The organism is Rhodococcoides corynebacterioides (assembly GCF_019834675.1).
In the GTDB taxonomy this organism is placed as follows: domain Bacteria; phylum Actinomycetota; class Actinomycetes; order Mycobacteriales; family Mycobacteriaceae; genus Rhodococcoides; species Rhodococcoides corynebacterioides_A.
In genome coordinates, this window is the sequence record NZ_JABUBU010000004.1 from 146,952 (window position 1) to 167,352 (window position 20,401).

19 protein-coding genes and 2 tRNA genes are annotated in these 20,401 nt (G+C 71.3%); 14 read left to right on the plus strand and 7 right to left on the minus strand.

What is annotated here, in order from left to right:
• The first annotated feature begins 5 nt into the window (after nt 1-5).
• Nucleotides 6-1,019, plus strand: coding sequence for a 3-isopropylmalate dehydrogenase (locus HQ603_RS08540; protein WP_222684106.1), 1,014 nt, complete (start codon nt 6-8; stop codon nt 1,017-1,019).
• 124 nt (nt 1,020-1,143) lie between these two features.
• Here HQ603_RS08540 and HQ603_RS08545 read toward each other — a convergent pair whose 3' ends face one another.
• On the minus strand, nt 1,144-2,328 hold the full coding sequence (locus tag HQ603_RS08545; protein WP_371831029.1) for an MFS transporter: 1,185 nt from the start codon (nt 2,326-2,328) through the stop codon (nt 1,144-1,146).
• 142 nt (nt 2,329-2,470) lie between these two features.
• On the opposite strand from HQ603_RS08545, the gene HQ603_RS08550 reads away from it, so the two are divergent.
• The 5 genes from HQ603_RS08550 (at nt 2,471) to HQ603_RS08570 (ending at nt 6,050) form a co-directional block, all read left to right on the plus strand.
• Nucleotides 2,471-3,241 carry a fumarylacetoacetate hydrolase family protein gene (locus HQ603_RS08550; protein ID WP_222684108.1) on the plus strand — a complete coding sequence of 257 codons (771 nt, stop codon included), beginning with the start codon at nt 2,471-2,473 and terminating at the stop codon, nt 3,239-3,241.
• The gene (gltX, locus tag HQ603_RS08555) at nt 3,238-4,701 is read left to right on the plus strand and encodes a glutamate--tRNA ligase (protein ID WP_222684109.1); all 1,464 of its coding nucleotides are present in this window, start codon (nt 3,238-3,240) and stop codon (nt 4,699-4,701) included. Before HQ603_RS08550 ends, gltX begins: the two co-directional genes overlap by 4 nt.
• Nucleotides 4,682-5,698, plus strand: coding sequence for a YihY/virulence factor BrkB family protein (locus tag HQ603_RS08560; protein WP_308126422.1), 1,017 nt, complete (start codon nt 4,682-4,684; stop codon nt 5,696-5,698). The genes gltX and HQ603_RS08560 overlap by 20 nt, the downstream gene beginning before the upstream one ends.
• Nucleotides 5,699-5,807: 109 nt before the next feature.
• Nucleotides 5,808-5,879, plus strand: a tRNA-Gln gene (locus HQ603_RS08565).
• A gap of 98 nt (nt 5,880-5,977) precedes the next feature.
• A tRNA-Glu gene (locus HQ603_RS08570) sits at nt 5,978-6,050 on the plus strand.
• A 110-nt stretch (nt 6,051-6,160) separates the two neighbouring features.
• Here the strand turns inward: HQ603_RS08570 and HQ603_RS08575 are convergent.
• Nucleotides 6,161-6,862 carry an IclR family transcriptional regulator gene (locus HQ603_RS08575; protein ID WP_222684110.1) on the minus strand — a complete coding sequence of 234 codons (702 nt, stop codon included), beginning with the start codon at nt 6,860-6,862 and terminating at the stop codon, nt 6,161-6,163.
• Between the two features lie 123 nt (nt 6,863-6,985).
• On the opposite strand from HQ603_RS08575, the gene leuC reads away from it, so the two are divergent.
• From leuC to HQ603_RS08590, 3 genes are all read left to right on the plus strand, one after another.
• Nucleotides 6,986-8,392 (plus strand): 3-isopropylmalate dehydratase large subunit, encoded by a 1,407-nt coding sequence (leuC, locus tag HQ603_RS08580; RefSeq protein WP_222684111.1) that lies wholly within the window; start codon nt 6,986-6,988, stop codon nt 8,390-8,392.
• Between the two features lie 83 nt (nt 8,393-8,475).
• Entirely contained in the window at nt 8,476-9,078 is a 603-nt protein-coding gene (gene leuD / locus HQ603_RS08585) for a 3-isopropylmalate dehydratase small subunit (protein ID WP_222684112.1), read from the plus strand.
• A 211-nt stretch (nt 9,079-9,289) separates the two neighbouring features.
• Nucleotides 9,290-10,036: an HU family DNA-binding protein gene (locus tag HQ603_RS08590; protein ID WP_222684113.1), complete on the plus strand. Its 747-nt coding sequence runs from the start codon at nt 9,290-9,292 to the stop codon at nt 10,034-10,036.
• A 98-nt stretch (nt 10,037-10,134) separates the two neighbouring features.
• Here HQ603_RS08590 and HQ603_RS08595 read toward each other — a convergent pair whose 3' ends face one another.
• The 3 genes from HQ603_RS08595 to cofC all read right to left on the minus strand — a co-directional run bounded on the left by HQ603_RS08595 (nt 10,135) and on the right by cofC (nt 14,128).
• A complete protein-coding gene (locus HQ603_RS08595) occupies nt 10,135-11,070 on the minus strand; it encodes an NUDIX hydrolase (RefSeq protein ID WP_222684114.1) in 936 nt (311 codons plus the stop codon).
• A 13-nt stretch (nt 11,071-11,083) separates the two neighbouring features.
• Nucleotides 11,084-13,231: an RNA degradosome polyphosphate kinase gene (locus tag HQ603_RS08600; protein ID WP_261773597.1), complete on the minus strand. Its 2,148-nt coding sequence runs from the start codon at nt 13,229-13,231 to the stop codon at nt 11,084-11,086.
• Nucleotides 13,232-13,393: 162 nt separating this feature from the next.
• Nucleotides 13,394-14,128, minus strand: coding sequence for a 2-phospho-L-lactate guanylyltransferase (cofC, locus tag HQ603_RS08605; protein WP_222684116.1), 735 nt, complete (start codon nt 14,126-14,128; stop codon nt 13,394-13,396).
• Nucleotides 14,129-14,259: 131 nt separating this feature from the next.
• Between cofC and HQ603_RS08610 the strand changes: the two genes are divergently transcribed.
• Together HQ603_RS08610 and HQ603_RS08615 are read left to right on the plus strand one after the other, a co-directional pair.
• The gene (locus HQ603_RS08610) at nt 14,260-15,258 is read left to right on the plus strand and encodes an NAD(P)H-dependent glycerol-3-phosphate dehydrogenase (protein WP_222684117.1); all 999 of its coding nucleotides are present in this window, start codon (nt 14,260-14,262) and stop codon (nt 15,256-15,258) included.
• A 23-nt stretch (nt 15,259-15,281) separates the two neighbouring features.
• On the plus strand, nt 15,282-16,376 hold the full coding sequence (locus HQ603_RS08615) for a D-alanine--D-alanine ligase family protein (protein WP_222684118.1): 1,095 nt from the start codon (nt 15,282-15,284) through the stop codon (nt 16,374-16,376).
• 3 nt (nt 16,377-16,379) lie between these two features.
• On the opposite strand, the gene HQ603_RS08620 is transcribed toward HQ603_RS08615, so the two are convergent.
• Nucleotides 16,380-16,907: a DUF3515 domain-containing protein gene (locus tag HQ603_RS08620; protein ID WP_222684119.1), complete on the minus strand. Its 528-nt coding sequence runs from the start codon at nt 16,905-16,907 to the stop codon at nt 16,380-16,382.
• 183 nt (nt 16,908-17,090) lie between these two features.
• Between HQ603_RS08620 and HQ603_RS08625 the strand changes: the two genes are divergently transcribed.
• From HQ603_RS08625 to HQ603_RS08635, 3 genes are read left to right on the plus strand one after another with little or no spacing between them, the layout of a single operon-like run.
• A complete protein-coding gene (locus tag HQ603_RS08625; RefSeq protein ID WP_308126423.1) occupies nt 17,091-18,152 on the plus strand; it encodes a thiamine-phosphate kinase in 1,062 nt (353 codons plus the stop codon).
• Nucleotides 18,137-18,646, plus strand: coding sequence for a GNAT family N-acetyltransferase (locus HQ603_RS08630; RefSeq protein WP_308126424.1), 510 nt, complete (start codon nt 18,137-18,139; stop codon nt 18,644-18,646). Before HQ603_RS08625 ends, HQ603_RS08630 begins: the two co-directional genes overlap by 16 nt.
• The gene (locus HQ603_RS08635; protein ID WP_222684121.1) at nt 18,643-19,308 is read left to right on the plus strand and encodes a uracil-DNA glycosylase; all 666 of its coding nucleotides are present in this window, start codon (nt 18,643-18,645) and stop codon (nt 19,306-19,308) included. The genes HQ603_RS08630 and HQ603_RS08635 overlap by 4 nt, the downstream gene beginning before the upstream one ends.
• On the opposite strand, the gene HQ603_RS08640 is transcribed toward HQ603_RS08635, so the two are convergent.
• Nucleotides 19,305-20,000 carry a WS/DGAT domain-containing protein gene (locus HQ603_RS08640; protein WP_222684122.1) on the minus strand — a complete coding sequence of 232 codons (696 nt, stop codon included), beginning with the start codon at nt 19,998-20,000 and terminating at the stop codon, nt 19,305-19,307. The genes HQ603_RS08635 and HQ603_RS08640 overlap by 4 nt on opposite strands.
• Between the last annotated feature and the right edge of the window lie 401 nt (nt 20,001-20,401).

Below are 20,401 nucleotides of genomic sequence, written 5' to 3' on the forward strand. Positions count from 1 at the left end.
ACGCGATGAAGCTGGCGGTTCTGGCCGGAGACGGCATCGGTCCCGAGGTGATCGGGGTCGCCCTCGACGTGCTGCGCGCGGTCGAGCCGGGGGTGGAGACCACCGACTACGACCTCGGCGCTCGTCGCTACCACGCGACCGGGGAGTTGTTGCCGGACTCGGTGCTCGCCGAGATCCGGGAGCACGACGCCATCCTGCTCGGCGCGATCGGCGATCCGTCGGTGCCCAGCGGCGTGCTCGAGCGGGGCCTGCTGCTCCGCGCCCGCTTCGAGCTCGATCACCACATCAACCTGCGCCCGTCGAAGCTCTACCCGGGTGTCGAGGGGCCGTTGGCCGGCAATCCGCCGATCGACGTGGTGGTGGTGCGCGAGGGCACCGAGGGGCCCTACACCGGCAACGGCGGCGCCCTGCGCGTCGGGACGCCGCACGAGGTGGCCACCGAGGTCAGCGTCAACACGCGGTTCGGCGTCGAGCGCGTCGTGCGCGACGCCTTCGCGCGTGCGACGGCGCGCCGGAAGCACCTGACGCTGCTGCACAAGACCAACGTGCTGACGTTCGCGGGATCGCTGTGGCACCGCACGGTGACCGAGGTGGCGACGGAGTTCCCGGACGTCGAGGTGGCGTATCAGCACATCGACGCCGCGACGATCCACCTGGTGACCGACCCAGGACGCTTCGACGTCATCGTGACGGACAACCTGTTCGGCGACATCATCACCGACCTCGCCGCCGCCGTCACCGGGGGCATCGGCCTGGCCGCCAGCGCGAACATCGACGCCACGCGGACCAATCCGAGCATGTTCGAACCGGTGCACGGCAGCGCACCGGACATCGCCGGGCAGGGCACCGCGGATCCGACCGCCGCCGTGTTGTCGGTGTCGATGTTGCTCGCGCATCTCGGCCGGGACGACGCGTCCGCGCGGGTGGAGGCGGCCGTCGCGGCGGACCTCGCCGAGCGGACCGCCGGTGCTCCGGGGTCGACGGTGGAGATCGGCGAACGGATCATCGGGCGGCTCTGACCCGGGCCGGGTCGGGCGATATTGACCCGGGCCGGGTCTGTCGATACTGACCCGGGCCGGGTCGGGCGATACTGACCCTGGCCGGTTTCGGCCGGTCCTCGTCGACTCGGGTGCCTCGCGTGCGTCAGCGCTCGCGGGGCACGATCGGCACCGCGAGCAACGCGATCGCGGCCGAGGCGGCGAACGCGACGGTGTAGGACGAGTGCGTGATCAGCGCACCGAACGTGGGCGGCACCGCCGACGCGGCGACGAACTGCGCGGTGTTCTGCGCCCCGAGCGCGCGCCCGCTCCAGAAGGGGCCGGCGCGTTCGGCGACCGCGGTGAACGCCAGTCCGTTGGGGGAGACCGTCGCGACGGAGGCGATCACGAGGGCGACGACGGCGACCTCGGTGTTCAGGGCGTCGGTCACGGCCAACGCCGCCATCGTGGACACGACGAGCACGGCGACGACCCGCATCGGTCCGAGCCTGCTGCCCACCCGGTCGGACACCGCGCCGGCGATCGTGCGGCCGACCGCGCCGCAGATCTGCGCGACGGTGATGACGACGCCCGCGGCTGCCGCGGACCATTCCTGTCGGTCGATCAGCCAGACGAGGGCGAAGGTCCACACGACGTACTGGGGGACCACCAGCGCCACCGACGCGGCGTGGATGCGCCACAGGTCCGTGCGGCCGCGGTACGGGTTCTGCAGCAGCGCGGCGCTCGACGCGGCGGCGCGGGACGGTCGCGGCGGGTCGTACACCGCCACGAGGCAGGCGAGGGCCGACACCGCGGCGGCGATCGCGGGCAGCAGCATGGCCGCGGCCACGCCGTACTCGCGGGCGAGACCGGGAACGGTCAATGCGGACAACGCGACTCCGAGGGGCAGCGACATCTGCCGGATGCCCATCGCCAGGCCCCGCCGGTGGGGTGGGAACCATCCGACCACCACACGGCCGGTGGCGGAGTTCACGCTCGCGGCGCACATGCCGCCGAGGAGGAGAAACACCGCGAAGGGGACGACGCCGGTGGTCGCGGCCGCGGCGAACGCCGACGCGGCCGTGAGGGCGGAACCGGCCACGAGCGCCCGGCGCTCACCGATCCGGTCCACCACGGCTCCCCACGCGAACAGGGTGAGCACGATGCCGGTGGTCGGCATGGCGACGACGACTCCGGCGGCGGCGAGGGACAGGCCCCGCTGGTCCTGCAGGGCCGGGATGAGGAACGCCGCTCCGTTGAGCAGGAGGGCCGTCGACGCCGTGGCGAGCATGCCGACCACCAGCATGCACCAGCGGCCCACCGTCGACTCGGTGTACGCGCTGCGACTCAGCATGTGGCGCATCCCTGTCTGCGTCTCAGCATGCGAGAAGTCCGTCCCGTCGAGTGGTCTGCGGGTGTCACCCTACGCCGCGTCCGGGCCGGGGCCCCACGCCGTCCGCCCTCGACCTCGGCCGCGTCGATAGACTCCCGCCATGCGCTTAGGTCGAGTAGCGAGCCCGGACGGCGTCGCCTTCGTGTCCATCGAGGGCGACGGCGACGACAGAACGGCTCGAGAAATCGCCGAACACCCCTTCGGCACCCCCACCTTCACCGGCCGCACCTGGCCCCTGGCGGACGTCCGGCTGTTGGCCCCGATCCTGGCCAGCAAGGTCGTCTGCATCGGCAAGAACTACGCCGCCCATGCGGCCGAGATGGGGGGCGAGGCGCCGGCTGACCCGGTGATCTTCCTCAAGCCGAACACCTCCATCGTCGGTCCCGGTGCCGCCGTCGTGCGGCCGCCGTCGTCCTCCGAGGTGCACTACGAGGGCGAGCTGGCCGTCGTCATCGGTCGCCCCTGCAAGGACGTTCCCGCGGCGCGTGCGCTGGACGTCGTGCTCGGATACACCGCCGCCAACGACGTGACCGCCCGCGATCATCAGCGACACGACGGACAGTGGACCCGCGCCAAGGGGCACGACACCTTCTGCCCGCTCGGCCCGTGGATCGAGACCTCGATCGACCCGAGCGATCTGGCGATCACCACCACGGTCGACGGGGAGACGAAGCAGAGCAGCCGCACCTCGCTTCTGCTGCACGACATTCCGGCCGTCATCGAATGGGTCAGCGCGGTGATGACGCTGCTGCCGGGCGACGTGATCCTCACCGGTACGCCGGAGGGTGTCGGGCCCGTCGTCGCGGGCCAGACGGTCACCGTCGAGATCGAGGGCATCGGCGCCCTGAGCAACCCGGTGGTGGACAAGTGAGCGTGCGCGTCCGATTCTGCCCGTCGCCCACCGGAACTCCGCACGTAGGCCTGGTGCGCACGGCGCTGTTCAACTGGGCCTTCGCGCGCCATCACGGCGGCGACTTCGTCTTCCGTATCGAGGACACCGACGCCGCGCGCGATTCCGAGGAGTCGTATCGCGCTCTGCTGGACGCGCTCCGGTGGCTCGGCCTGGACTGGGACGAGGGCCCCGAGGTCGGCGGTCCCTACGAGCCCTACCGCCAGTCGCTCCGCCGCGAACAGCACCTCGCCGTGGTGCGGTCGCTGCTCGACGCGGGGGAGGCGTACGAGAGCTTCTCCACTCCGGAGGAGGTCGAGGCGCGGCACCGTGCCGCCGGACGCGATCCGAAGCTGGGCTACGACAACGCCGATCGCGATCTGACCGACGAGCAGCGCGCGGCGTTCCTCGAGGAGGGCCGCAAGCCCGTCGTGCGTCTGCGCATGCCGGAGCACGATCTGTCCTGGACGGACCTCGTCCGGGGCGAGACCACGTTCCGCGCGGGAACCGTGCCCGACTTCGCGCTGACCCGCGGCAACGGCATTCCGCTCTACACCCTGGTCAACCCGGTCGACGACGCCCTGATGAAGATCACGCACGTGCTGCGCGGCGAGGACCTGCTGTCCTCGACGCCGCGTCAGATCGCGTTGTACGAGGCGCTGGTACGCATCGGCGTCGCGGACCGGGTTCCCGAGTTCGGTCATCTCCCGTTCGTCATGGGGGAGGGCAACAAGAAGCTCTCCAAGCGCGATCCGCAGGCGGACCTGTTCCTGCACCGCGAGCGGGGCTTCGTCCCCGAGGGTCTGCTCAACTACCTGGCCCTGCTGGGGTGGGGCTTCCGCGACGACCGCGACGTCTTCTCGCTCGCGGAGATGGTGGACGCCTTCGAGATCGGATCCGTCAACGCCAATCCCGCGCGGTTCGACCAGAAGAAGGCCGACGCGATCAACGCCGAGCACATCCGCCTGCTGGATCCGGCGGACTTCGCCGCTCGCCTGCGGTCCTTCCTCGAGACGGCGGGCCATCCCGTCGAGGTCGACGACGCGGTGTTCGCCGAGGCCGCCGGCCTGGTCCAGACGCGCATCGTCGTGCTCTCGGACGCCTGGGGTCTGCTGAAGTTCCTCCTCGCTCCGCGCGCGGAGTTCGCCGTCGATCCCGCGTCGGCGGCGAAGAACCTCGGCGCGGACGCCCGGCCCGTGCTCGACGCGGCGCTGTCCGCGCTCGAGGGGCTGCCGGAGTGGACCGCGCCGGCTCTCGAGGAGGCGTTGAAGACAGCATTGGTGGACGGGCTCGAGCTCAAGCCCCGCAAGGCGTTCGGGCCGATCCGCGTCGCCGTCACCGGCTCGCACATCAGCCCGCCGCTCTACGAATCGATGGTCCTCCTGGGTCGCGACGACTCGCTCCTGCGACTGCGTGCGGCCCGTGACCGACTCGACGGCTGAGGCCCGGCCGGCGTCTCTCACGGAGCGGCTGGACCGCTTCCAACGACGCCGGCCCGCCGTGGGATATCCGCTCGCGGTCGTCTACAAGTTCGTCGACGACCAGGGCGGGTACCTCGCGGCGCTCATCGCCTACTACGCGTTCGTCTCGCTGTTCCCGCTGCTGCTCCTCTTCTCGACCACGCTCGGCATCGTGCTCGCGGGCAATCCCGATCTCCAGCAACGGATTCTGGACTCCGCGATGAGCCAGATCCCGTTGATCGGGGAGCAACTCGGCCAGCCCGATCGGCTCAGCGGCGGCGTCGGGGCCATCGTCGTCGGCGTGGTCGGCTCGCTCTACGGCGGGCTCGGCGTCGCCGTGGCCGCGCAGAACGCGATGAACGTCGCGTGGGCCGTGCCGAAGAACGAGCGGCCGGATCCGATCACCGGACGAATCCGCGGCTTCGGACTCCTCGTCACCGTCGGCACCGCCGTGATCGGTGTGACGATTCTCAACGGCTTCAACGCGGCCGGCTTCTTCGGTTCCGTCGCACAGGTTTTCGTGGTGATCGCCGCCGTTCTGCTCAACACGGCGACGTTCGTGGTGGCCTTCCGGCTGGGGACCACGCGGCCGGTGACGGTGCGCGACGTGCTGCCGGGCGCCGCGTTGGCGGGCGCGCTCTGGCAGGCGCTCCAGTCCTTCGGCGGCCTGTACGTGCAGCGGGTGGTCGGCGGCGCGGACACCACCAACGGCGTGTTCGCCATCGTGCTCGGACTGCTCGCGTTCCTCTACATCGCGGCGATGATCGTGGTGCTGTGCATCGAGGTCAACGTCGTGCGGGTGGACCGCCTGCATCCGCGGGCACTGCTGACGCCGTTCACCGACAACGTCGAGCTCACCGACGGCGACCGGGACGCGTACACGGCCCAGGCCGAGGCCCAGCGCAGCAAGGGGTTCGAGGAGATCGACGTGGTCTTCCACGAGCCCGACTCGACGACGCCGCCCGACGACCGGCCCTGACCTGCCGATTTGGTGAATCCCGGACACTGTTTGATAGTGTTCTCCACGGCTCGAAGCGCTCCGGAGCACGTCCTCGGAGCGGGTCGAGCCTGCGGCTGGTCCGCGGTAGTGGGGTATGGTGTAATTGGCAACACAGCGGTTTCTGGTACCGCCATTCTAGGTTCGAGTCCTGGTACCCCAGCAGAGAATGTCCGATTTCGTCGGACGGTCTCCACCGGTTATGCTCGTCCGGTTGCTTCACCAGAGTCACCAGCTCGATCTGCACCACGGTAAGTTCCTGGCCCCGTCGTCTAGCGGCCTAGGACGCCGCCCTCTCAAGGCGGTAGCGCGGGTTCGAATCCCGTCGGGGCTACGCAGTACACGAGGACCACTGCATGCGCAGTGGTCCTCGTGTCGTTTCCGGGGTTTCCCGGGTCGCGCCACGGCCCGAGCGGCACCCACGCCGGCGGTGCCGTGCGTTGCCTACATCCGCTTCTCGACGTCCGCGGCCGCCGTCAGCAGATCGGCCGCCCACCGCACGCCCGGTCGACGTCCCATGCGGTCGACGGGGCCCGAGACCGAGATCGCGGCCACGACGCGACCGTCCCGCCCGCGGATCGGCGCGGCCACGCTCGCCACCCCGGGTTCACGTTCGGCGACGCTCTGCGCCCACCCGCGTCGTCGGACGTCGGCGAGGGCTCGCTCTCCGAACGCGGCGTCGGCGAGGACCGCGCGTTGGAGCGCCGGGTCCGCCCACGCCAGCAGGACCTTCGCGCCGGACCCGGCCGTCAGCGGCAGGCGAGAGCCGACGAGGACCGTGTCCCGCAGTCCGGTGGGCGGCTCCACCGCGGCGACGCACACGCGCCGCGTACCGTCCACGCGATAGACCTGGACGCTCTCACCGGTGGCCTCGCGCAGACGCGGGAGGACGGCGGCGGAGGCCTCCACGACGGGGTCCTCGGCGGTGTGGGCGAGTTCCGCGAGCGCCGGCCCCGGCCGCCACTGGCCGTCCTGGTCCCGCGCCAGCATGCGGTGGGTCTCGAGGCCGACGGCCAGGCGGTGCGCGGTGGCGCGGGGGAGTCCGGTGACCGCGCAGAGGTCGGCGAGCGAGCAGGGGCCCTGCGCGGCGGCGTGCAGCACGCCCATCGCTTTGTCGAGAACGCCGATGCCGCTATGCTGTCCCATGAGGCGATACTAGCGTCTCGCATACTGAGATTGCACGCACTGTCGCACACGCACGATCCCCGGAGAGCGCGACCGTTCCGGGGAATCGCACGCGGGCCGGACGGACGCGACGAAGGAGTGGACATGGCACCCAGAACCCTGGCGGAGAAGGTGTGGGACGAGCACGTGGTCGTCCGGGGCGAGGGCGACCAGCCCGACCTCATCTACATCGACCTCCACCTCGTGCACGAGGTCACCAGCCCGCAGGCGTTCGACGGCCTGCGGTTGGCCGGCCGTCCCGTTCGTCGCCCGGATCTGACGATCGCGACCGAGGACCACAACGTCCCGACGGTCGACATCGATCAGCCGATCGCGGACATCGTCTCCCGGACCCAGGTGGACACCCTCCGTCGCAATTGCGAGGAGTTCGGCATCCGCCTGCACTCCATGGGCGACCTCGAGCAGGGCATCGTGCACATCATCGGGCCGCAGCTCGGTCTGACCCAGCCCGGCACCACCGTCGTGTGCGGCGACAGCCACACGTCCACGCACGGCGCGTTCGGTGCACTCGCGATGGGCATCGGCACCAGCGAGGTCGAGCACGTCCTGGCCACGCAGACGTTGTCGCTGCGGCCGTTCCGCACCATGGCGGTCACGGTCGACGGGGAACTCGGGGACGACGTGTCCGCCAAGGATCTGATCCTGGCGGTGATCGCGCAGATCGGCACCGGGGGCGGGCAGGGCCACGTCATCGAGTATCGCGGGTCCGCCATCGAGAAGCTGTCGATGGAAGCGCGAATGACCATCTGCAACATGTCGATCGAGGCCGGCGCGCGCGCCGGCATGATCGCCCCGGACAGCACCACGTTCGAGTACCTGCGGGGTCGCCCGCACGCGCCGACGGGCGCGGACTGGGACCGCGCCGTCGAGGCCTGGTCGCAGTTGCGGACCGACGACGACGCGACCTTCGACACCGAGGTGCGGATCGACGCCGCGTCGCTCGGCCCGTTCGTCACCTGGGGCACCAACCCGGGTCAGGGTGCCCCCCTGTCCGCCTCGGTGCCGGATCCGGAGCAGATGGCGGACGCCGGCGAGAGTCAGGCCGCGCGGAAGGCGTTGGAGTACATGGGCCTCGAGGCGGGAACGCCGTTGCGCGACGTGGCCGTCGACACCGTGTTCCTGGGCTCGTGCACCAACGGCCGCATCGAGGACCTGCGCGTGGCCGCGTCCGTGCTGGAGGGACGCCGCGTGGCCGACGGTGTGCGGATGCTGGTGGTGCCCGGCTCGATGCGGGTCCGCGCCCAGGCGGAGGAGGAGGGCCTCGGGGCCATCTTCACCGCGGCCGGAGCCGAGTGGCGTCAGGCGGGGTGCTCGATGTGTCTCGGCATGAACCCGGATCAGTTGACGCCGGGGGAGCGGTCGGCGTCCACGTCGAATCGCAACTTCGAAGGGCGGCAGGGCAAGGGCGGTCGGACCCATCTGGTGTCCCCGGCCGTCGCCGCCGCCACCGCGGTGCGGGGGCGTCTGGCCGCACCGGCCGACCTGTCCTGACACCCGCGTCCCGACACCCGAGCGCGTCCGTCGTCGCGCCGCCGTCGCTCGCACCATCCCCCGCACGTCCGAGGAGTCACATCGTGGAACCGTTCGTCACGCACACCGGAATCGGTGTTCCGCTGCGTCGCAGCAACGTCGACACCGACCAGATCATCCCGGCGGTCTACCTCAAGAGGGTCACCCGCACCGGCTTCGAGGACGGGCTCTTCGCGGGCTGGCGTTCGGATCCGGGTTTCATCCTGAACACCGAGCCCTACGACCGCGGTTCGGTCCTCGTGGCCGGACCGGACTTCGGCACCGGATCCTCGCGCGAGCACGCCGTGTGGGCGCTGTCCGACTTCGGTTTCCGCGTCGTCATCTCCTCGCGTTTCGCCGATATCTTCCGCGGAAACTCCGGAAAGGCCGGATTGCTGGCGGCCATCGTCGAGCAGCCCGATGTCGAGATGCTCTGGAAATTGCTCGACGAACAGCCGGGTCTCGAGCTCACCGTCGATCTCGAGAACAAGACGGTCACCGCCGGAACCACGGTGGTGCGCTTCGAGATTGACGACTACACGCGCTGGCGTCTGATGGAGGGTCTGGACGACATCGGATTGACGTTGCGCCAGGTAGACGCCATTTCCGAGTTCGAGAAGTCGCGTCCGAGCCACAAGCCGACGACCCTTCCCGAGCCCGCGCGCTGACGTCGCGGCCCCGCTCGCGGCGGGCACCGGCCCGTCACGGGCGGGCCGATGGGCCCGTCGAATTTCTCCGTTCGGCGCGACACGCTTTGGTACGACACGGTTTACGGACCCACTCCGAAACGGCGTCGGTCGTGGACTCGTGCGCTTCTGCGGTTTACCGTGGTACACAGTCGGTCCGACGAGGGGCCATCAGTGTGCGGAGGAATGACCGATGAACAAGGCAGAACTGATCGATGCCCTGACCGAGAAGACCGGCGCGGACCGTCGCAGCGCCACCGATGCTGTCGAGAACATCGTCGACATCATCGTGCGCGCCGTCCACCGCGGTGACTCGGTGACCATCACCGGCTTCGGTGTCTTCGAGCAGCGCCGCCGCGCCGCGCGCGTCGCCCGCAACCCCCGCACCGGGGAGACGGTCAAGGTCAAGCCGACGTCGGTGCCCGCCTTCCGCCCGGGCGCTCAGTTCAAGGCCGTCATCGCCGGTGGGCAGAAGCTCTCCGCCTCCGGACCTGCCGTCAAGCGCGGTGCCGCCGCCGCGGCCAAGAAGACTGCGGCAGCGAAGAAGACCTCCGCCGCCAAGAAGACCACCGCGGCCAAGGCCACGGCCACCAAGGCACCGGCCAAGACCGCGGCGAAGAAGACCACGGCCACCAAGGCGCCCGCCAAGACCGCGGCGAAGAAGACCACGGCCACCAAGGCACCCGCCAAGACCGCGGCGAAGAAGACCACGGCCACCAAGGCACCCGCCAAGACCGCGGCCAAGAAGACCACCGCACCCGCCAAGACGGCGGCCAAGAAGACCAGCACGGCCGCGAAGTCGACGGCGAGCAAGTCCACGGCGGCGAAGAAGACCACCACCGCGGCGAAGAAGACGACGACGTCGGCGGCCAAGAAGACCACCGCCGCGAAGAAGACGCCCGCGAAGAAGGCCCCGGCGAAACGTACTGCGCGCAAGTAACGTCGGCGTACGCCGCGAGCCCCGAGCCCCGGACCCGATCGAGGTCCGGGGCTCGCCGCGTTCTCGGGTCCGGTGTGGGTCCCGGGGGGCCGGGAAGCTCAGTCCTCGCGGACCGACACGGGCAGTGGCGACTCGAGATGGTCGGCCGTCACCAGAACGCCGCCGACGAATCCGAGCACCCACACGCTCGCCTTGCGTGATCGTGACCGGGTCAGCGTCACGCCGTCCTGCTCGGCCCACCACTCCATCAGGGGCGGAATCACCTTGCCCTGACTGCACATCACCGGGACGCCGGGAGTGGTCGAGACGATCTCGCGCACGCGGCGACGGACGACGTCGGGATCGCGGGCGTAGGTCTCCTCGGTCAGAGCGCGCTCCGGGACCACCTGCAGGCCCACCGACCGCGCCCACGGCGCCACGGTCTGGACGCACCGCGTGCGTTCCGCACTGAACACGGACGTGCCGCCGTAGGCCTTCAGGACGGGGACGAGCGCGTCGGCCTGGGTGACGCCGACGCTGTCGAGCGGACGCTCGGCGTCGTCACCCTTGTACCGCGCCTTCGACCCCGCCCGCGCGTGACGGACCAGCACCGCGTAACTCGTCGGGTGCGGGCCGTGGACGAACCGGGCGAGGACCTCGCGGTCCGCGTCGTAGGACACCGTGTCGCGCGCCTCCGCCGGTGTCGCCCAGACCATCCGGTCGACCTCGTCGTTGGCGACGAACTCCCCACCGGTGACGCGGGCGGCCCAGTAGTCGACGTGCTTGGTGCGTCCGCGCGGCAGGGGATAGGTGGTCGAACCCAGCGACCGACCCAGGGCGCAGGCGTACCCGGTCTCCTCCGCGACCTCGCGCACGGCGGTCACCGCCGGGATCTCGCCGGGGTCGACCTTGCCCTTGGGCAGGGACCAGTCGTCGTAACGCGGGCGGTGGACCACCGCCACCCGCGGTTCGCCGTCGGTCGGATCCACCTGCCACAGCACGGCGCCGGCGGCGCGCACGACGCCGTCGGACTTCGATCGTGTCGAGTCGCCCATCGAAACCGGCCGCCTACGACCCGGTGTACCGACGCTGGCGCATCAGCGACACCTGATGATCGCGCACGGTCTCGCCGCTGGCGGGCGAGGCCGACCAGGACCCGTCGGACTGGAGGACCCAGCACCGCGTGGTCGTGTCCATCGCGGAATCGAGCATCGCGCCGAGTTGCGCGGTCAGTCGCGCGTCCCGCACCTGCGCCATGACCTCGACGCGTCGATCGAGGTTGCGGTGCATCATGTCCGCGCTGCCGATCCAGTACTCGTCGATGGCCCGGAAGTGCAGCACGCGCGAATGTTCCAGGAATCGACCGAGGATGGACCGCACCTCGATGTTCTCGCTGAGCCCCGGAACGCCCGGCTTGAGCGCGCAGATACCGCGCACCACGACCTCGACGCGGACGCCCTCGGACGACGCCCAGTACAGCGCGTCGATCACCTGCTCGTCGACGAGGGCGTTGGCCTTGAGGCGAATCCGGGACTCGCGACCCTCGCGGTGTGCCCGCACCTCGGCCTCGATGCGCTCCACGATGCCCGCCCGCACGCCGAACGGCGCCACGAGCAGGTTGCGGTAGTGCTCCTTGCGCGAGTACCCGGTGAGGGAATTGAACAGGTCCGTCAGGTCGGCGCCGATCTCCTCGTCCGCCGTGATGAGACCGACGTCCTCGTAGAGGCGCGCGGTCTTCGGGTTGTAGTTGCCCGTGCCGATGTGGCAGTAGCGCCGGATGGTCGACCCCTCCCGGCGCACCACCAGACACGTCTTGCAGTGCGTCTTGAGTCCGACCAGGCCGTAGACGACGTGCACGCCCGACTGCTCGAGCTTGCGCGCCCACGCGATGTTCGCCTGCTCGTCGAAGCGAGCCTTGATCTCGACCAGGGTGACCACCTGCTTGCCCGCCTCGGCCGCCGCGATGAGGGCGTTGACGATCGGCGAGTCACCCGACGTGCGGTAGAGGGTTTGCTTGATCGCCAGGACGTGCGGGTCGGCCGCGGCCTGCTCGATGAAGCGCTGCACGCTGGTGGAGAAGGAATCGTAGGGGTGGTGGAGCAGGACGTCGCCGTCGCGCAGGGTGGAGAAGATGCTCTTCGGGGTTTCGCGCTCGCCGAAGGCGGGGTGCGTGGCGGGGACGAACGGGGCGTCCTTGAGCATCGGTCGATCCACCCCGTAGACCTGCCAGAGGCACGACAGATCGAGCAGACCGGGAACCTGGATGACGTCACCGGGATCGACGTCCAACTCGCGCAACAACAGTCCGAGCATGTGCTCGGTCATGTCGTCCGCCACCTCGAGTCGGACGGGGGAACCGAAGCGTCGGCGGGCCAGCTCCCGTTCGAGGGCCTGCAGAAGGTCCTCGTCGCGGTCCTCCTCGACCTCGAAATCGGCGTTGCGGGTGATGCGGAACGCGTGGTGCTCGACGATCTGCAGACCGGGGAACAGCACGTCGAGGTGCGCCGCGATGAGTTCCTCCATGGGAAGGAACGCCGGAATCGACTGCGGCTCGCCGCGCTTGAGCTGCACGAAGCGGTCGACGTTGTCCGGCACCTTGACGCGCGCGAAGTGCTCGCCGCCGGTGGTCGAATCCTTCACCGTCACCGCGAGATTGAGCGACAGGCCGCTGATGTAGGGGAAGGGGTGCGCCGGATCGACCGCCAGCGGGGTGAGCACCGGGAACACCTGGCTGTTGAAGTACTCGGTGAGGCGGCCACGTTCGTCCTCGGTGACCTCGGACCACCGCACGATGTCGATGCCCTCGGCCGACAGTTCCGGCACGATGCGGTCGAGGAAGGTGCGGGCGTGCCGCTCGGCGATCTCCTGGGTCCGCTTGGCGATCAAGGAGAGCTGTTCGCGCGGCGACAGTCCGTCCGCCGACCGCACGGACAATCCGGTCTCGTCACGGCGCTTGAGGCCCGCGACCCGGACCATGTAGAACTCGTCGAGGTTGCTGGCGAAGATCGCCAGGAACTTCGCCCGCTCGAGCAGCGGCAGGGACGAGTCCTCGGCCAGGGCGAGCACGCGGGAGTTGAAGTCCAACCAACTCAGTTCGCGATTGAGGTAGCGGTCCTCGGGCAGCGTGTCGACGGGCACGGCCGTGTCCGACGTCGCCGCCGGCGGCGCGGTCGGTGCCGCCCGGCCCTCCCCGACGGCGGATCGTCCCGTGGCCAACGGTGCGCTCCACGTGCCGTCGTCGGTGGGTTCGTCGCGGGTCTCGCTCGCCTTGTCGCTCACCCCCCGATCATTCCCCACCGGACGTCGCCGTCACCACTCGACCGCGACTCGGTGTGGCGTGACCCGGGCGGGGCGCGGGCGTCCCGCGCCGCCTCCGCGTCAGCCCGGTGTGCGGTGTTCACCGAGCGGCCACCCGGCGTTCTCCAGCACCGCGCGGGTGTGGTCGCCGACGCCCAGTTCGAGGGCCCGACGCACGTCGTCCTCGGTGTCGACGTCCAACCGCAGGCCGGGCCAGTCGCCGTCCAGAGCAACCGCCCCCGACGCGACGTGGTGCTCGGCCGAGCGGGGACCGAACCGCGGGTCGAGTGCCGCCCCCGGACCGCGCACGAGCAACGCCGTCGTTCCCGACCCGGTGTGATCGATGACCACCGACCGACCCGTCGGCGACGCGGCGCGGTACGCGGCCTCGAACTGCGCCGTCGTCAGGGCGGGCAGGTCCGCCGCCAGCGCGACGACGTCCACCCCGCCCGCGCGCACGGCGTCGTGGGCCGCGCTCAACGCCCGGTTCAGTCCGGAGGCACCGACCCCGGTGCCGGCGAGAGCGCGCGGCGACGCCGGTTCGGGAACCGCCGTCGCACCCGCGCGTGCCGCGACGTCGGCCACGCGGGGGTCGGGGGTCACCACCGACCACCCGACGACGAGCGGCGACGCCGACGCGGCCGCGGCGGTGTCGAGAAGCATGGCCACGACGAGGTCCGCGCGGCGCGGATCGGGAAGGGCGCCGGCGAGCCGACTCTTGGCGCCGGACAGGTCCTTGACCGCCAGCACGACGTGCACCCCGAGGCCGCGGTCGCCCGGCGCGACCGGAGGACGGTGGTGGGCGGGCGTGCTCATGATCGTCGATCCTGCCAGTGGTGGTCGGAATCGCTCGGAACGCGGTCCCCGATGGCTTCCTCGATGGCTACTGTGTGCAGCACGGTCGGCGGACCACCGCGATCGGGGGAGACGACGCTCGGAGGCTCGACATGGTGAAGGCAGCGGTGCTCGGGTCCGGTTCCTGGGGTACGGCATTCGCGAAGGTGCTGGCGGACGCCGGCACGGAGGTCACCATGTGGGCGCGGCGCGAGGAACTCGCCCGGTCGATCACCGACCGGCACGAGAACGCCGACTACCTCCCCGGTGTGCCGTTGCCGCACGGCATTCGGGCGACGCACGACGCGGCCGACGCACTCGACGGCGCGTGCACGGTGGTCCTCGCCGTGCCGTCCCAGTCGTTGCGGGACAACCTGATCGAGTGGGCCCCCATGATCGGGAGCGACGTGACGCTGCTGTCGTTGGCCAAGGGCATCGAGACCGGCACCCTGATGCGCATGACGCAGGTGGTCTGCCAGGTCACCGGCGCGGATCCCTCACGGGTGGGCACGCTGTCCGGACCGAACCTGGCCAAGGAGATCGCCGCCGAGCAGCCGACGGCGACGGTCATCGCGTGCCCCGATTCCAATCGGGCCATCGCGCTGCAGACGGCCTGCGCCACCAAGTACTTCCGTCCGTACACCAATTCCGACGTCATCGGCTGCGAGATCGGCGGTGCCTGCAAGAACGTGATCGCGCTCGCGTGCGGGATGGCGGCCGGAGTGGGATTCGGCACCAACTCCGTCGCGAGCATCATCACGCGCGGGCTCGCCGAGGTGACCCGGCTCGGCGTCGCGCTGGGGGCCAATCCGTCGACCCTCGCCGGGCTCGCCGGCGTGGGGGACCTGGTGGCCACCTGCTCGTCCCCGCTCTCGCGCAACCGCACGTTCGGCGAGCACCTCGGTGCCGGCGGCACCCTGGAGAGTGCCCAGGAGGCGGCGCACGGTCAGGTCGCCGAAGGTGTGAAGTCCTGCACGTCCATTCGCGCTCTCGCCGAGGCGTACGACGTGGAGATGCCGCTCACCGACGCCGTCCACCGCGTCTGTCACGAGGGCCTCTCGGTCCAGGGCGCGGTGCACGGACTGCTGGGGCGGCGTCACAAGCCGGAGTGACTCCGGCAGGTACGGTGCTCCACGTGAACGAGCGCATCAGGGTCGCCGTCGTCTACGGCGGCCGCAGCAACGAGCACGCGGTGTCGTGCGTGTCCGCGGGCAGCATCATGCGCCATCTCGATCCCGAGCGTTTCGACGTGGTGCCGGTCGGCATCACCCGCGGCGGCACCTGGGTGCGGGGGACCTCCAACCCGGACAGCCTGCGCATCACGGGCCGCACCATGCCGTCGGTCGAGGCCGCGGAGCCCCTCGCGCTGACCGTCGACGCCGCCGATCCCGGCCACCTGACGTCGGTGGACGGGGAGCCGGTCGCGGTCACCGAGGCCGTCGACGTCGTCTTCCCGGTCCTGCACGGCGCCTACGGCGAGGACGGCACCGTGCAAGGCCTGTTCGAGGTGGCCGGTGTGCCCTACGTCGGCCCCGGCGTCCTCGCGAGCGCCGCGGCGATGGACAAGGAGTTCACCAAGAAGCTGCTCGCCGCGGAGGGGCTGCCCATCGGCCGCCAGGTGGTGTTGCGGCGCGACCGCGCCACCCTCGGGCCCGCGGAACGGGACGAGCTGGGGCTGCCGGTGTTCGTGAAACCCGCCCGCGGCGGATCCTCGATCGGCATCACGCGGGTCACCGACTGGGCCGACCTCGACGCGGCCATCGGCGCAGCTCGTGAGCACGACCCGAAGGTGGTCGTCGAGGCCGCCGTGGTCGGCCGCGAGGTGGAATGCGGCGTCCTCGAGCTGCCGGACGGCTCGGTGCGGGCGAGCGTCGTCGCCGAGATCCGGATGCCGGAGTCCGACCACGACGGTGCCTTCTACGACTTCGACTCGAAGTACCTCGACGACGTCTGCGAGTTCGACATCCCCGCCCGGCTGGACGACGGCGTCGCGGATCGGATCCGGGAGATCGCCGTCGACGCCTTCCGCGCCCTCGACTGCCAGGGGATCGCCCGCGTGGACTTCTTCGTCACCGACGACGGTCCGGTGATCAACGAGATCAACACCATGCCGGGCTTCACGTCCATCTCGATGTACCCGCGCATGTGGGAGGCGGCCGGGATCGAGTACGCGGACCTGGTGGGCATGCTGGTCGAGACGGCCCTGGCACGCGGCACGGGCCTGCGCTGACGCCTAGTTGACCGGGTTCGGATCGATCGGGCCGGCGGGCAGCGACTGCGTCACCGCGGCCGTGATCGCCTGCAGCGGTGTCGGTCCCGTCCCTGTGGGGACCGTCACCCCGACGTAGACGGGCCGGTCCACCGCGTACCACGTGCTCGCGTCGATGCCCTGCGCGTCGCCGGTCACCTGGAACCACTGCACGCCGTCGATCACGTCCAGCCGCGATGCCTGGTCGAACTCGGCGGGACGCTCGAGTCCGCACCGCAGCACCACCGGCTCGGCGACGTCGGGCGACTGCCAGGCCGCAGCCGCGGGCGGAGCCGGATCGACCAGTTCCGCGCGGGTGAAGGAGTCGAACTCGGCGGGCAGCGCGTCGATCAGCGCCGCGCAGTCCGGTGACTCGGCCTGCGGGGAGGGCACGGCGCCCAGGGCCACCGGACCCTGCTCCGGTGCGCGCGTGGCCAGTACGGCGGCGACGATGACCCCGACCACCAGCGCGACGGGCAGCGCGATGGCCGTGGCCACCAACGCCGGATGCATCCGCTCGTCCCTCTCGCCGCTGCTCACCGCGCCACCACCCGTCGTCGATCGTCCTGCCGTCGACGATCGACGCTACGCGACCGCCGACCGCCACCCCCGCACCCGACGCCCGGCCCGGGTGCGCGACGATGGCACCACGGGCGCAGCGCGCGCCCGCCCGTTCGGGAGAGGACACCAGCCGTCGTGAGTCGCGATACCTCCGGCACCCCCGGTGCCGTCGACGAGACGGTCGGCAGCGTCGGGGAGTTCGCGCTGATCGCCCGCATCACCGAGGGGCGCACGTACCCGGACTCGGTGGTGCTCGGGCCGGGCGACGACGCCGCCGTTCTCGCCGCCGCGGACGGGCGGGTGGTGGTGACCACCGACATGCTGGTCGAGGGCCGTCACTTCCGACGCGACTGGTCGAGCGCCCTTGACATCGGCCGAAAGGCCATCGCGCAGAACGGCGCCGACGTCGCGGCCATGGGGGCGCGGTGCACGGGGTTCGTGGTCGCGCTCTCCTGCCCGTCGGACGTCCCGATGTCGTGGATCGACCGACTGAACGCGGGCCTGTGGGAGGAAGCGGTCCGGGCCGGGGCCGCCGTCGTCGGCGGTGACACGACGGGCGGTGACCGGCTCGTCCTGTCGGTCACGGCGCTCGGTGACCTCGCGGGCCGACGCCCGGTCCGCCGGGACGGCGCGCGGCCCGGCGACGTGCTGGCGGTCTCCGGACCCACGGGGGCGTCCGCCGCGGGGCTGGCCGTGCTCACCGCCGGTGTCGAATCGCACGCTGCTCTCGAGTCCCACGCTGGTGTCGAGTCCCACGCCGGTGTCGAGTCGCACGCCGATGTCGTGGCGGCGCACCGGGTTCCGCAGCCGGACTACGACGCGGGACCGATCGCGTCGCGCGCCGGGGCGACGGCGATGTGCGACGTCTCCGACGGTCTGGTCGCCGACGCCACCCATCTGGCCGTCGCATCGGGCGTCGTGCTCGCCGTCGAGTCCGACCGCCTGCCGGTATCGGCCGCGGTACGTTCCGCCGCCGCCGATCTCGGTGTGGACGTGCTCGACTGGGTCCTCGGCGGCGGTGAGGACCACGTCCTGCTGGCCACGTTCCCGGCGGACGCCGCACTGCCGGCCGGGTGGACCGTCGTCGGCTCGGCGCGCGCCGACGGCGGCGGGGACGGCGGCGGAGCCGGCGACGGGGGCACGGTGACCGTCGACGGACACGAGTGGACGGGGCCGCGCGGGTGGACGAGCTTCTGACGCCGCGCACCGCGCGGCTCGACGATCCAGACGTCATCGAGATGATCGACGAGGTCCAGCAGGAGTACGTCCGGCGTTACGGCGGACCGGATTCCACGCCGCTGCGTGTCGAGGAGTTCCTGCCGCCCGTCGGCGTGCTCTTCGTGGTGCGCGATGCCGAGGGGTCCGTCGGGATGGGTGGGTGGCGCGCCCACGACGGCGGCCCGGAAGCCGACGGACTACGGCCCGGTGACGCGGAGATCAAGCGCATGTACGTCCGCCCGCAGGCACGAGGTCGCGGAGTCGCGCGGGCGGTCCTGGCCGCCGTCGAGCGCTCGGCCACGGAGGCAGGACGCCGCCGCCTCGTCCTCGAGACCGGTCTGCGCCAACCCGAGGCGATCGGGCTCTACACGTCGAGCGGCTACCGCCCGCTCGTGCCCAAATTCGGTCTCTACCGCCACGAGGAGCAATCGGTGTGCATGGTGAAGGATCTCGACACCGGCAGTGCCCCATGACGTTCGGACCCGTCGACCCCGGCTGGGCCCGAGCGCTGGAGCCGGTCGCGGACCGCCTGGCGGCCATGGCGGACTTCGTCGAGGCGGAGCGCGCCGCCGGCCACGAGGTGCTGCCCGCACGCGAGAACGTGCTGCGCGCGTTCGAGCGCCCCTTCGACGACGTCCGGGTCCTGCTGGTCGGTCAGGACCCGTACCCGACACCCGGACACGCAGTGGGACTGAGCTTCTCGGTCGCACCCGACGTCGCGCCGGTTCCGCGGAGCCTGCACAACGTCTTCGCCGAGTACGTCGCGGACCTCGGCCTGCCGCGTCCGTCGTGCGGTGACCTCACGCCCTGGGCGGATCGCGGTGTCCTGCTGCTCAATCGGGTGCTCACGGTGCGGCCCGGCGCCGCGGCGTCGCACCGTCGCGCCGGATGGGAGGCGGTCACGGCCCGTGCGATCACCGCCCTCGTCGAGCGGAACGCACCGTTGGTCGCCGTGCTCTGGGGCCGCGACGCCGCCACGGCCGCACCGCTTCTGGGCGACACGCCCGTCGTCTCGTCGGTCCACCCGTCGCCGCTCTCCGCCTCGCGCGGATTCTTCGGCTCACGCCCGTTCAGTTCGGTGAACGAGCACCTCGTCGCGATGGGGGAGCAGCCCGTCGACTGGCGGCTGCCCTAGGCGGCCAGGGCCGCGAGGGCCTCCTGCAGCACGTCCGCGTAGTCGTCCATGCCCGGCAGCGCCCCGGGCGACCACAGCACCGAGATCGTGGCGGTGTCTCCGATCGTGTAGACCCCGTGCGACAGACTGCTGGCCAGTGACAAGGCCGGGAAACCGGCCGTGAACAGCACGGGAGCCCCGCCGAGGCACAGGTCGGCGGGCCCGCGGTGCACGCTCGAGAACGACGTGTGGGCCAGGACCGAGTCCGTGGGTGGCCGCGGCGCCGGCCCGACGGCGCGCATGACGGGTCTCGGAACGCTGTTGCCCGTCTCGTACCGACGCAGGATCGTCGGGTGACGAGCACGTCGACGTCCGGCCTCGAGGGACGCGGCGATGCGGGCCGCCCGCTCCGCCACGTCGGGGACGCCGACGGCCAGGTCGACCATCGCGGGGAGAAACCGGTTGCGCGCGCCCCACCGCACGTCGTCGGGGAGTGCGACGGTGACGTGCGCGGCCATCGTTCCCGTCGCCGAGTGTCGTTCGCGGGCAACGCGTTCCATGGCGAGGGAGACCGCGGTCAGGGCCGAGACGGTGACGGTGCGGCCGGGCGCGCGCAGTCGATCGACCGGGAGCACCAGCACCCGGGCGGCGCGATCCGCGGCGGGAGCGACGCTCGCGAAGGACACCGGATGGCGGGTGGGAGGGACGGGCACGTCGCGCTCGTCGGCGGCCGGGGCGCGTCCGCAGAGTCCGGACCGCGGGCACGGTCGCACGATCGTCCGCCGGACCGAACAGCGTCCGCAGCATCGCCCCCGCACCGCGCCCGTCGGTGAGAGCGTGGCACACCTGCAGCACCACGATCGCCGCCGTCGACTCCGACCCCGGAACCCCCGTCACGGCGGGGAGAAGGTGCAGGTGCCACGTGGCCGCCGCGGGGTCGAGTCGCGTCGTCATGATCCGGGCGAGGTCGTCCTGCGCCCGGTGCCACGTCCGCGACGGCGCTCCGACCGCGGTGACGCACCGCTCGGGGTCGTGCGGAGTCCGGACCCACCGCGGATGGTCGAGGCCGAACGGGGAGGGCGCGACGGACGCGGCGAAGACGTCGAGTCCGGCG